Genomic DNA, 11,032 nt, shown 5'->3' with positions numbered 1-11,032 from the left:
TTTTTTAACGGTTTTCAAATCTACTTTTTCAAACACAATAGAAGGGAAATCTGCAGTCCATTTTTCTGCTGCTTTTAATGCATCTTCTTCACAGAAGAAGTCCTCTCCTACCAGTTTTTTAAGCGACTTTTCTGCTTTTTCAAGTTCATTTTGAAGCTTCTTTCTGAGAGTTATCTCTTTCTTTTCTTTCATTTTATGAGAAAGCAACAAAACCCACTTTTGCTTGACTCCCCCATAATCAACAAAGGTTTGATAAAATGAGTATCTTTCATCGCTTTTCAGTGGCTTCAGGTTTAGATTTGCAGTTAGCAGTTCCTTTGCCTCATTAATTGTTGCAGGAACACGACTGATCCAGAATGACTTTCCTATATTATTGATATTATTGTCAGTGTAAAAGGAACTATCAGCGACATAGTACACTTTGCTTTCAGGACTTAAAGCTGATTTGAGAGACTTTATTGCTTCCAGAATTGTGCTTTTGTCGGAAGCATTCCCTGAATGAGTGTTCATAAAAAGTGGTATTCCATGCTGATTTACAATCAAACTTAGCACAAATTGTTTGAGATCCCATCTTCCGTTTTTGGGAATTCCAAAAGTGATATCAATAGACTCCGTTTCTTCGTCTTGATAATCACCATAAACGCTGACACTTGTAGTGTCAGCGTGTAAACAATGGACAGGAATAGGTAGACGGTTCATAATGTGAAGAACAATTTCCGTAAACAGTTTTGTAGGACCATACTTTACGATTCTGTCAAGAGTTTCTCCGATAGCATATTGATTCAGATCTTCTCGTGTTACACCTTCTCCAAAAAGTCTTTCTATAGAAATATTCCTGAAAAAGTCAGGAAAAAGGTATAGACGTTGACCTATGAAACCAAGACCATTGAGTACCATGGCAAGGATGCAGACTGAGTGAGGAATCTTGTGATCCCTTTCCTTTGGGAGTTTCTCATCGATCAGTTTGTCAACTTCAAGTTCTCGGAAAACTCCAGCAATGAGACCAAGGTGACCTAAAAATCTTGTACGTTTTATTGAGGATTCGACTAGTCGACTGTTGTTTTTGTCTGCCATGGAAAATCAAGAAAAAAGATGTGAGAATAATTATATTAACTTATATGTTTACCTGCCGAATCTAGGATCAAGTATTCTCTGTCTATATTTTTCCAATTCTTCAGTTCCTTTTTCTCTGGACATGCTGCTCACTTCGTAAATTATGTAAGATGGAAGGACTTTCATTCCCATATATTCAAAAATGCAATGAGTTATTGACTCCAGATGCCTATTCAGATCTCCATGGGCTCCTTCCTCCGAATACATCGATTTCGGAGCTCCGGTAGTTGTAACAATCATTGCGGATTTTCCTTTAAAGAGCCCGGTATCGTAGGCACTATTCGTAACCGGGTTGAACCCAAACCCAGGTGCCAGGACGCGGTCGATCCAGCCTTTCATAATAGCTGGCATGAAAGTGAAATAAATAGGGAACTGGAAAATCAGAAGGTCTGCCCATTTCACTTTTTCCATTTCTTCCTTTATGTCAGGTGAAAAGGCCCCTGTCTTTACAGCTTTTATAGCTTCGAAAAAAGGGTTGAAGATTTCCAGGTTTTTCCGTTCAGGAAAATCCGAAGCTTTCAAGACAGGATGAAACTTCATTGCATAAAGGTCTGAGAGCTTTACTTCATGCCCCTTCTCCTGCAGGACAGCAAGGGCCGTATCCTTTAAAGCGCCGTTAAAAGATTTCGGTTCCGGGTGTGCGTAAACATAAAGAACTTTCATTTTATTCTCCCCCAAGTTATGTATTAAATTCATTTTCCGGAATAAAAAAGTAAGGTTACTTAACTTTTGAGACGACAGGAAACAAAAAATATGCTAAATCTATAGAATCAGTAAAATATGCATAAAATCAAGTTTTGAACGTAGATCTCATGCCTAACTCAATCCAGATTAAGACAACTAAGGAAAGACTGAAAATGTTAAACGCCTCTATCCCATAAATCAACCCTCTTAACTCAATCCAACTCAACTCAGCATCTTCATTATAATTCAGCCCTCTTGAGCGAACGAAGTGAGCGAAAAGGGCACCGTCCTCCCGAGACGGGACTCGGGTGACGGAACTCGGGTGACGGGACGCGGAATTAGAGGGTTCCTTTATAGAGTTCCTTTGGTTCCTTTATAGAGTTCCTTTAGTACTCTTTATTTCTTTACCTTCAATTTTTACAGCCCGTTTCATAGCATAGGCAAAAGCCTTGAAAAGAGCTTCGATCTTATGATGGTCATTATCACCATAGACACTCGCATGGATGGTAATTTTTGCATTTGAAGCCAGCGTTTCGAAGAAGTGCTTCACAAGCTGGGTACTGAATTGTCCTACCTGAGGGGCTGCAAACTCAGCTTTCAGAACAAGATAGCTGCGTCCGCCTACATCCAGGGCAACCTCGGCAAGGGATTCGTCCATGGGAATTCTGGCTTCTCCAAAACGGGCAATCCCTGCCATATCTCCGAGTGCCTCTGCAAGCACTTTTCCGAGAACTATTCCTGTGTCTTCCACAAGGTGATGCTCATCCACGTACAGGTCACCGTTCGCACGTATCTTGAGGTCAAATTCTGCATGCCTTGCAAAAGAAGTAAGCATATGGTCAAAAAACCCGATCCCTGTGTTGATATCGGCAATTCCAGTACCATCAAGGTTCAGCTCAAGCTGGATATCAGTCTCTTTTGTTTTACGGGACATTCTGCCTGTTCTCATACAGCATCACATTCTCTTTAAATTTATAAATGCTTTCTGTCTGGCTGTAAATTCATTCTCTTGTAAATTCATCCTCTATGATTATCCGGCAGACTGAAGAAGCATAATTGAAAAAACGTAATTATGAAGAAAATCTCTGCCAGGAAACAAAAGTAAAAATTAATTTCACATTTCACTCATGCCGAATTGTTTCAATCGCTGCTTCAAGTGTGAACCTGCCTGTGTAGAGAGCACTACCTACCACAACTCCTGCAGCCCCGGTTTTCTTCAGGACCTGCAGGTCTTGAAGAGAACTTACTCCTCCGGATGCGATTACAGGAATGTTGACAGAGTCCACAAGTTCTTTTGTAGGGACAGGGTTTACTCCCTGCATAAGGCCTTCAGTATCTATATTTGTAAAAAGTAGGCTGCCTGCACCAAGTTCTTCAAACTTCTTGCCCATTTCTACAGGAGTTTGTGAGCATTCCTCAGTCCAGCCTTTGATGGAGATTTTTCCGTTTTTTGCATCCAGAGCAACGGTCACACTTTCGCATCCAAAGACGTTTGAAAGACGTTTTACAAGCTCCGGGTTTTGCAGTGCAGCAGTTCCGAGAATTACCCGCGAAATCCCAAGTTCAAGCAGAGAAGCTGCATCCTCAAAGCTCCGAATGCCCCCTCCAACCTGAATCCGAACTCCTTTTTCTCGGCATGCATTTACTATTTTTTCAATGATACGGGCGTTTTTACGCTCTCCTTCAATTGCTCCGTCCAGGTCTACCAGGTGCAGAGTCTTTGCCCCTTTTCTGACCCAGTCAAGGGCAGCTTCAACAGGATCGTCAAGGGACACGATCTCACTGCCAGGCACACCCTGCACAAGTTGAACGCACTTTCCGCCCTTCATATCCACTGCAGGAATCACTTCAAAAACCAAAGTCACATCTCCGACACATCTTTGAGAAATCTCCTTTTATCTTTGAGAGATCTCACTCTGTTAAATTTCCTTCTGTTAAATCGCCTTTTTGTTTGTCTTACCCGAAAAACCCATTTTCCGGATTTTTTCCCTTTCAGGGCATTATTCTTTCGATAGGCACGACAAGAACGTCACGCGCACCAACATTCTTCAGCTTGTTTACAATAGTAAAAATCAGGTCAGCATCCACAACAGCATGAACTGCAAGGATGGATTCTCCGGACAGTTTACTGGATTCAACCTTCATAACTGTCGGACCTGACATTCCTGGAAGGACTTCTTTTACTGCCTGGAGGGAAGATTCGGGAACATTCATCATAAGATAACGCCGCTGCTTTGCATTGAGCACGCTTTCCAATGCAGTTTTGATGTCCAGAATTTTGTCCTTTGTCTTGAGGCTTTCTTTATTTGCAATCAAATAGACCGTTGAAGAAAAAACAGTGTCAATTGGCTTTAAATGGTTTATCATCAGAGTGGTTCCGGAACTTGAGATGTCAACTATTGCATCAGCTATTCCCACATGTGGAGTCATTTCACAGGCTCCGCTGACCTTTATAACCTCAACATTGACTCCAAGCTTTTTGAAGTACTGGTGCGTGATTTCCGGAAACTCGGTTGCAATCTTTCGGCCTTCAAGATTCTCAGCTTTCTGAAAATCCGAGTCCTCAGGGACAGCCAGAACAAGGCTGGCCTTTCCGAATTTGAGGTCCAGAAGAGTTTCAACCTTTGCTCCCCTTTCCGTAATCAGATCTATACCTGTGATACCTACGTCCGCAGCCCCGTCCTGCACGTACTCAGGAATATCAGCAGCCCTGGCAAAGAGGATATGGATATCCGGATCAGTAGTTTTTGCAAAAAGTTTTCGACTTTCGGCCCCTCCACTTATAGGGAGTCCTGCATCTTTGAAAATAGAGATTGTGGGTTCGTAAAGGCGCCCTTTATTGGGTATTGCAATGCGAATCATCTGTTATGTCCTCTATAAATAATCTGCCGGGAAGTATTTTCCCGGGTAAACTCATCAAAGTAAAAACGTTTATCCAGAATATTCTAGTATGATATAGACTTCACGGTAAGATCTCATAGAAGTTTTCTTCTAAGAAGGCAAGTCCATAGATAAAAAGCCTACTCATTACAAATTAATTTGAGAACTAATCAGTAAACTTCCAGGGTTGCAGGTAAAAAATTGTTTTTAGAAGGAATATTACTTTCAGTAATTAAGGCATGGGAAAAATTATATATTCATAGTAATTTAATAGGGAATAGTTTTCAGAATATATGTTAGAATATTTTATTAATGTCAGAACAACAGAAGAATTAATCATAACAGAATGCTAAGATAGCAGACTGATGATACAACTGACCGAAAAATAGTAAACCAATAACATTAACATTTAATAATAAAAACTATTATCGATTTTGAAAAAAGAGGATCCAAATGGCCCGAAATATCAAAGTGGAGGAGCTCTTCCAGACCCCCATTGAGAAACAGAGGATAGAGCTTGTAGAACGCAAAGGGATAGGGCATCCTGATAGTATATCGGACGGACTGGCCGAAGCCGTAAGTCGCGCACTATGCAGGGAATACATAAGCAAATGTGGAGCCGTACTCCACCATAATACTGACGAAACTCAGATTGTAGCCGGGAGATCAAGTCCCAAGTTCGGGGGCGGAGAAATACTGCAGCCTATATATATTCTGCTTGTAGGCAGGGCAACAAAGGAGTTTGAAGGGGTAGAGCTTGCTACCGAGTCTGTGGCCCTGCAAGCTGCCAGACGATATCTTAAGAATACCCTTGTAAATATGGATCTCGAAAGAGATGTCATCATGGACTGTAAACTCGGGACAGGGTCCTCAGACCTGAGGGATGTCTTCAAAAGAGACAGGGTTCCGGTTGCAAATGATACCTCGTTTGGGGTTGGTCATGCTCCGTTTTCCGAGCTTGAAAACCTTGTATATAACACAGAAAGACAACTGCTCACAGACCTTAAGTCGCGCATGCCTGCAATCGGAGAAGATATGAAGGTCATGGGACTCAGGGATGGAGAAGATATAACCCTTACAATATGCAGTGGCATGATTGGGAGATATATTGACGACTTTGATAGCTATATAAATATGACTCAGGAAATGCAGAAGTATGTTGAAGATCTCGCTTTCAAGTATACTGAGCGCGATGTGAAGGTCTGCATTAACACCGGAGATAATTTGAAAACACAATGTGTTTTCCTCACAGTTACGGGTACTTCAGCTGAAATGGGGGATGACGGCTCGGTAGGGCGTGGAAACCGCTGCAATGGACTGATCACGCCAAACAGACCTATGAGCATGGAGGCAACCAGTGGAAAGAACCCGATTAACCACATAGGTAAGATCTACAACCTCCTCTCGACCCAGATGGCCCGCGATATCGTAAAGCAGGTTCCGGAAGTACAGGATGTTTACATCAGGTTGCTTTCCCAGATTGGAAAACCAATTGACCAGCCACTCGTAGCAAGTGCGCAGGTTATCCCTAAAGAAGGCACTTCTTTTGCAAAGGTCAAAGCCGAAGCGGAAGTTGTTATGGATGACTGGCTTTCCAATGTGACAAAGATTACCGAAATGGTAATTAAAGGAGAATTGAACACTTTTTAAACAAAGCAAATATTGCTGAAAAGAACTCAAAAGTTCTTTTCATAATACTTTTACTGTGACTACTTTTGACTTTAGCTTATTCTTAATAAGAAACTGCTCATTTTTAGTTTAAAACTGATTGTTTTCAGATTTAAATGCTCATTCTGACAGTTTTCTTGAGTGTGTTTTTCAGTTTAGAGCTAATTGTTTTTGGAGAAACAGGTTGTTTTTAGAACTGGAGAGTAATGCCGAGTTACGGGAACACTCTTCAGAATTCTTGGAAATTCTTTAGAATTAGTAATGAAGGAGGCTACAGAATGAACTTACGTATGTAAAATTTTCGTAAAAATGTCCCTATAACCAATATCTAGCGTAAAACATATATATCATCACCATATATGAGATGGTGCACTCAAGCAGTGCAACAGTGGAACAATATACATTGTCCCGCCTTAACTCAGTGGTAGAGTGCGCGGCTGTAGTTCGGCTCGTGCGGGTAAAATTACCACCCGTACATTTCCGCGCAGGCACCGCGATGTCCCCGGTTCGAGTCTGGGAGGCGGGACCTGAAATAAAACCCAGAATCGAAAAGCTTCAACGGGAACATTTATATATTAAAAAAGCGTTTATGTTTTGCTCGCAACGCGGGCGAAAAACAATAGCAAAAGACACCGAAGTGTCCGGATAGTGTAGAGGCCTATCATGGAGCCCTGTCGAGGCTCCGACTCGGGTTCGAATCCCGGTCCGGGCGTTATTGACTAATTTAAAGCTCGATTGATGCCAATCGAGCAAAATAAACCTTTTTTATGGCTTGTTTCTTTAAAATAATTCATTTTATACATTTTTTTTCTTTAAAATAATTCTCAGGCAGCGCCTTCAACACAAATAAAAAAGTTTTTTAAAAAGAGTTCATATTCACAATATGAATCTTTTAACTCCTGAAAATATCATTATTCTTTTTATTTCCACTATGGCCTTGACAAATATTTTCTTGCTTATCGCTAACGCTTATTTTTTCAGAGAACTTTATCATCTGAAAGTAATATTTTCCTACACACTGAACACGATTAAAAAACTAGATCCTGAATTCGGAACTGAATCACACATTGAGAAAATGTTAGCCAAATTCGATAACGAAAAATAAAACGAAATTATTCTTAATTTATGTGTTAAACTAAGTGGACTCAGTTCCAAAACCTAGTGATAAACAATCAGAGATTGATGCAAATAGACCATTTGTTTTGTCTATGTATAACGGTGGAGTAGGAAGTGGGAATTCCAACCGCTACGGAGACCACATTGTTACATTTATGGGTTATAAAAAAGTGGGTTCAAATGTTTATGTTTACATACATGATGGGTGGGATACAAAGGTTCATTATATTACTTTTGGAAATTGGGATGATGTAGCAGCAACGAGGGTGAGGACTTAATCACCCTATATAACTTTTTTGGGATAGGTAACTATGGATCTCTCACGAATTAATACAAAATTAATAATTATATTATTGTTAATTTTTATCGCTTCGATACTATATACTTTCAATGCAAAGTATAGTGAAATACATCCCGAAAAATATCTTGACAATATTAGCAACAATTCAACAAATGCTGACTTGCATTCTGGAGAGCCAGTAAAAAAAATCTGGATAACATTAACAATAATCCAATAGATGTTGAGATCTACCCAGGAGATTCAATACAGAATACAATCAATTCTGTAAATTCCGGTGGCACTGTTATTGTTTACCCAGGATTATATAAGGAGAATTTAGTTGTAGACAAACCGCTGAAGGTTATAAGCTCAAATGAAGGAGAATCCGCATATGCTGTTATTCAGGCGGCTGACCCTGAAAAAGATGTATTCCACATAACTGCGGATAATGTGACAATCAGCGGCTTCAATATAACTGGGTCACAGGGTAAATCCGGCATATATTGTAGTGGGTCTGATGGCAACATAACTGGAAATAAACTAAGTCATAACAATTATGGAGTTTGCCTTAATGATTCAAATAGGAACATCCTGGAAAAGAATGAAGTGAATAACAATTCACTTGGAATTTATCTAAAAAATTATGATAACAACCAATTAAGAAATAATGACATTTTAGGTGTTGGAATATTTGTTGAATCAGAGAATAATGCAACAGGAATTTATCTTGAACCCACTTTCCGCAGATGTACACAAAAATGCCACTTATTATCTCAATACGGCAATAAGCTAAAAACTTAAAATCGGATTTGATGAGATAATATGGCAAATCGGCAAATAAATTCTACATCTGTGTACATCTGCGGAATGTAGGCTTGAAGAGTCTGATAATAATAAATTAATGAGTAACACCGTATCGAAGTTATGGGACGGTGTGAGATTCATTAAATCTTCTTATAATGAGCTAAATAATAACTCAATTTTGTATAACTATTTCAGCCTTAGTCTCGTTAACTCAAATAATAATAAAGTTTTGAATAATACTATTGTCAGACGTGGATATTCATATTCAGTTAATCTTGTCGATTCTCAAAATAACACATTAAAAGGTAATATTGGAGATTCGAATACTGAATTTAGAGTAGTATATGACGTTTTAAACAGTACAAATATCGCTTTAAACAGTGGAAATAATACATTGGAAGGTGAGATACTTAACGCAGGTGAACCACGAACCATATAATTAAAGCCTAAGTTTGACAGTACCCACTAATTGGTATTGTCAATCCATCCCATTTTTAGCTCAAATCAGTTTGACACGATTTTAGAAGTTCATCTGATTTTATAATTTCTTCTACGGAATAGTCCCCCATTTTTGTTACAATTAAGCTATTGATTCTATCAAAATTAGCAAAAATATGGCAGTGTATTAAACGTTCTGTAGATTTGCCTCATAAGTTTCATGGTATAACCTATAGATATTCTAAAAGTTTTAAATTTATTGGGTTAGAGAACATAATATAAGCATGTAACTTTATGCATATATTTACATGATTCTTTAGTTTCCTTTGTTTCTCCTGGAATATACGCTCCTGCACTTATCAGAGCATACTTTGGTTTTTAGCTATAGTCACACCTGTAAATGTTACAACAACAGACCTCATCTCACCATATTGAGTAGTTGCATTATTTAGCCTTGTGACTATAATTATAAATATTATAAACATTATAGCGATTATTATGCACGAAAATACCACGATACAGATAACAAAGAAAAATAGAGATGAGCTGCGCAAAATCGGTTCTATGGGTGATGATTACAATAAAGTTATTGAAGACCTGATAAACGAACATAAAGAGCGTGAATACAGATTGAAGATAGACCGAATTGCGGAAGAAGCCAAAAAACACTTTAAAGAACACCGCGAAGAATACGTGAGCGTGGATGACCTTTAAAGTCTTCATTAAAGCAAAAGTTCTTGATGACCTGTCACAAGGTAGAAAAAACAAGTAGCTGAAGCTTTAAAAGATCTAAAAAATGGGTTTCAGGGCGGTAATAAGTGCAAAATAGAAGGTTATAAAGAAGATGTGTACCACCTTCGAATCGGGAATTACAGGGCGTTCTATACCGTTGATTTAGAAGAGAATGCAATTGTTGTTTTTGACATCCTGACACAAGAGCAAGCCCATAAGAAATACGGTCGCCTGTAATTCTCACTTTCTACTTTTCCGAAAAATGTGGATCTGCACTTATATGATGAAGCAATTTTAGGGATTCCGTTGCAAAAATTTGATTATTATACAAAATAAGTGAAAAATTTCACAATTAGAAAAAGTTACTTATTCTGGTTCCGTTGCAACAATCCAATTTTTCAGGATACTTCAATATACGAACGTTTTGAGATAAAAAGTTTGTATTTTATCCCTCATAGAATATGCATAGATCTACAAAGTGAAATTATTTTGGGATAAAACACTTAAATTCCCTTTCTAAGAATTCCCCACTCAGTAAGTCTCTTTTCTATATCTCTCATTTCATAATCTGTAAAACTTAAACTCTGGTAGTGCCTCAATGACGTTACTGGGTCGTGTCCCTGTCTACTGTAAATCTCAATTTCCGGTACTCCAGCTTTAAGCATCCATGACTCTATTGTTTTCCTGGGAGTCTTCGGGCCGACTTTCGGGCTTATATCTGCTTTCTCAGACCACCTGCTAAGGTTATCCCACCAACTTGTACGATCCGGTGGTCTCCTGCCTTCCTGAAATGCCTTAATTAGAGACGGAAAAGTAGTGGGAAGTTTGTCAATAGTGCGCTTTGGTGCTTTCTGTTTGACCTTCTTCTGGGCTTCCTTTGGGAGTATTATTTGATTCCTGCTCTCAATGTACCATGATGGATTATAATATAATCTTTGTAATTCGACATAGCGAAGCCCCGTAATTGTGTTAAGTTCAAAGATAGGCTTAAACTTTGCAGGTATCGCCTTAACAAATCGATCATACTCTTCGACAGTTAACACTTTAGTGCCGTCTGCTGTTATTAATCCATTTTCTATAAAAATCCCTTCAAAAAGTATTATACCAACGTTCTATAAATAGGTTGGTGTTTTCTATACTTTGTCTTCTAAATCAGTATTAAAAAGATACTTATTTTTACTTATTGCTACCGTTTTTGCTCTGTCACTATAATCAGAAATACGAATGTTCTATGTCAAAACGTTCGTATTAGGTAAATGCACAAATCTGTGTATAAGTAAACAGAGAATTTACAGAAAAATCGGTACACTACCTTTT

At 38.8% G+C, this 11,032-nt stretch carries 11 protein-coding genes, 2 tRNA genes and 1 pseudogene; 8 read left to right on the top strand and 6 right to left on the bottom strand.

The window, feature by feature from the left end; all coding sequences use genetic code 11:
* The 5 genes from ASJ81_RS04995 to hisG form a co-directional block, all read right to left on the bottom strand.
* The coding region (locus ASJ81_RS04995; RefSeq protein WP_095643524.1) for an IS1634 family transposase at nucleotides 1–1,074 on the bottom strand (1,074 nt) is incomplete at its 3' end.
* 48 nt (nucleotides 1,075–1,122) lie between these two features.
* Nucleotides 1,123–1,776, bottom strand: a complete 654-nt coding sequence (locus tag ASJ81_RS04990; RefSeq protein WP_095643523.1) for an NAD(P)H-dependent oxidoreductase — start codon at nucleotides 1,774–1,776, stop codon at nucleotides 1,123–1,125.
* Nucleotides 1,777–2,170: 394 nt separating this feature from the next.
* Nucleotides 2,171–2,746: an imidazoleglycerol-phosphate dehydratase HisB gene (gene hisB, locus ASJ81_RS04985; protein WP_095643522.1), complete on the bottom strand. Its 576-nt coding sequence runs from the start codon at nucleotides 2,744–2,746 to the stop codon at nucleotides 2,171–2,173.
* Nucleotides 2,747–2,918: 172 nt separating this feature from the next.
* A complete protein-coding gene (gene hisA, locus ASJ81_RS04980; protein ID WP_095643521.1) occupies nucleotides 2,919–3,656 on the bottom strand; it encodes a 1-(5-phosphoribosyl)-5-[(5-phosphoribosylamino)methylideneamino]imidazole-4-carboxamide isomerase in 738 nt (245 codons plus the stop codon).
* Nucleotides 3,657–3,789: 133 nt separating this feature from the next.
* Nucleotides 3,790–4,659: an ATP phosphoribosyltransferase gene (hisG, locus tag ASJ81_RS04975; RefSeq protein WP_095643520.1), complete on the bottom strand. Its 870-nt coding sequence runs from the start codon at nucleotides 4,657–4,659 to the stop codon at nucleotides 3,790–3,792.
* A gap of 471 nt (nucleotides 4,660–5,130) precedes the next feature.
* Here hisG and ASJ81_RS04970 point away from each other — a divergent pair, with 471 nt between their 5' ends.
* The 8 genes and pseudogenes from ASJ81_RS04970 to ASJ81_RS22055 all read left to right on the top strand — a co-directional run.
* Nucleotides 5,131–6,327 carry a methionine adenosyltransferase gene (locus tag ASJ81_RS04970; RefSeq protein ID WP_095643519.1) on the top strand — a complete coding sequence of 399 codons (1,197 nt, stop codon included), beginning with the start codon at nucleotides 5,131–5,133 and terminating at the stop codon, nucleotides 6,325–6,327.
* A gap of 425 nt (nucleotides 6,328–6,752) precedes the next feature.
* Nucleotides 6,753–6,871 (top strand) — tRNA-Tyr (locus ASJ81_RS04965).
* A 113-nt stretch (nucleotides 6,872–6,984) separates the two neighbouring features.
* Nucleotides 6,985–7,057, top strand: a tRNA-Asp gene (locus tag ASJ81_RS04960).
* 427 nt (nucleotides 7,058–7,484) lie between these two features.
* Nucleotides 7,485–7,739 (top strand): C39 family peptidase, encoded by a 255-nt coding sequence (locus ASJ81_RS04950; protein ID WP_141241587.1) that lies wholly within the window; start codon nucleotides 7,485–7,487, stop codon nucleotides 7,737–7,739.
* Nucleotides 7,740–7,951: 212 nt separating this feature from the next.
* Nucleotides 7,952–8,542 (top strand): NosD domain-containing protein, encoded by a 591-nt coding sequence (locus ASJ81_RS04945; protein ID WP_095643516.1) that lies wholly within the window; start codon nucleotides 7,952–7,954, stop codon nucleotides 8,540–8,542.
* Nucleotides 8,543–8,582: 40 nt separating this feature from the next.
* Nucleotides 8,583–8,984, top strand: a complete 402-nt coding sequence (locus tag ASJ81_RS04940; RefSeq protein ID WP_338037359.1) for a NosD domain-containing protein — start codon at nucleotides 8,583–8,585, stop codon at nucleotides 8,982–8,984.
* Nucleotides 8,985–9,481: 497 nt separating this feature from the next.
* Nucleotides 9,482–9,697 carry a hypothetical protein gene (locus ASJ81_RS04935; protein WP_141241586.1) on the top strand — a complete coding sequence of 72 codons (216 nt, stop codon included), beginning with the start codon at nucleotides 9,482–9,484 and terminating at the stop codon, nucleotides 9,695–9,697.
* 108 nt (nucleotides 9,698–9,805) lie between these two features.
* Nucleotides 9,806–9,952: pseudogene (locus ASJ81_RS22055) on the top strand (type II toxin-antitoxin system RelE family toxin); the annotation flags it as partial.
* A gap of 266 nt (nucleotides 9,953–10,218) precedes the next feature.
* On the opposite strand, the gene ASJ81_RS04925 reads toward ASJ81_RS22055, so the two are convergent.
* Nucleotides 10,219–10,758: a site-specific integrase gene (locus ASJ81_RS04925; RefSeq protein ID WP_245859814.1), complete on the bottom strand. Its 540-nt coding sequence runs from the start codon at nucleotides 10,756–10,758 to the stop codon at nucleotides 10,219–10,221.
* Nucleotides 10,759–11,032 lie beyond the last annotated feature (274 nt).

Origin of the sequence: Methanosarcina spelaei (assembly GCF_002287235.1) — an archaeon.
GTDB classification, from domain to species: Archaea; Halobacteriota; Methanosarcinia; order Methanosarcinales; family Methanosarcinaceae; genus Methanosarcina; species Methanosarcina spelaei.
This window is presented reverse-complemented; position numbering and strand designations above follow the sequence as displayed.